At 32.9% G+C, this 413-nt stretch carries 1 protein-coding gene; it reads right to left on the bottom strand.

What is annotated here, in order from left to right; all coding sequences use genetic code 11:
- A partial coding sequence (locus tag KHA85_RS20425; RefSeq protein ID WP_213186700.1) for a V-type ATPase 116kDa subunit family protein occupies nucleotides 1-413 on the bottom strand: 413 nt, incomplete at both ends.

Raw genomic sequence — 413 nt, 5'->3', positions numbered from 1 at the left:
ATCTGGGGACATAGCATTAAACATAGGAATCAAAATTTCTTCATTTCCAAATACCGAACCAAAAACAATCCCAAACAATGTACTAGATATTCCTAAACGAACACCTACCGCGCCTAATTGTAAGCCAAACTTTTTATAAGCAATTAAACCAACTAAGGATAAAATTACCCCTTGGCCTACATCACCAAACATAATCCCAAATAATAAAGTATACGATAATGAAACTAATAAAGTTGGATCAGCATCATTATATTTAGGTACTCCATACATCTCCACAAACATTCTAAATGGTTTTGAAAACCAATTATTTTTAAGCAATGTCGGTGGTGATAAACGTACATCACTATTAGCTGGCTTAATGTCAACCATCACTCCATCAAGTGCTTCAAAATCATCTTTAAATTTCTTTACAT

This window comes from Dietzia massiliensis (assembly GCF_018390595.1).
Taxonomy (GTDB): Bacteria; Actinomycetota; Actinomycetes; order Mycobacteriales; family Mycobacteriaceae; genus Dietzia; species Dietzia massiliensis.
The sequence above is the reverse complement of the archived record's forward strand: the minus strand, read 5'-3'. Positions and strand labels throughout refer to the sequence as shown.